Raw genomic sequence first — 658 nt, 5'->3', positions numbered from 1 at the left:
TACGATATAACCAAAGCCCAGCCGCCAAACACGGCGACATTCCTATAAATATTCGTGTGCACTTCAGTATACTTTACTAATTATGTTTCGCTTCGCTATTCCTTCACCGTTGATGACTGACTGGCAACACGCTCTGCAGCAATGCTGTGATGCCACTCAAGCTCAGGGACAACTTTATACCCTGAGCTACACCAAACAATGGCTATCCAGTGAGGTATCCACCTCGCCACAAAATCACCGCGCCATTGTGGCGATGATTGAGCAAAACTGCGCGCAATTGTCCGCGCCGCACTTTGACGTAGTTTGCTCACAATTTGATGATGAAAACCTGAGCCTGTGCCCAGTATGGCTACCGAATGAGGAGCTGTTTGCCGTTGTGACGTTGACGCACTCAACGCAGCAAAAGCAAACCGTTTCTGCGTGGCTGAGCGCACTGGCAGGCCGCATCAGTTTTGATGTTAGCCAGCATTATCATCAAGAGCTCAAACGTCATCACTCACACGCCAACAAGCCACTACCAACGCTGCAAGAATTCATCGATTGTCTGGATGACCACGTCTGGATCAAAACCACCGATGGTCTGTACGCCATGACTAACCGCAGCGTAGAACAGGCGTGGAAAAAGTCTAACGATGACATTGTCGGGAAGAACGACTTT

General features: G+C 49.2%; 1 pseudogene. It reads left to right on the top strand.

What is annotated here, in order from left to right:
• Positions 1-82 precede the first annotated feature (82 nt).
• Positions 83-658: pseudogene (locus R8N47_RS25755) on the top strand (GGDEF domain-containing protein); the annotation flags it as partial.

The sequence above is a fragment of the Vibrio sp. 2132-1 genome (genome assembly GCF_033344315.1).
This window is presented reverse-complemented; position numbering and strand designations above follow the sequence as displayed.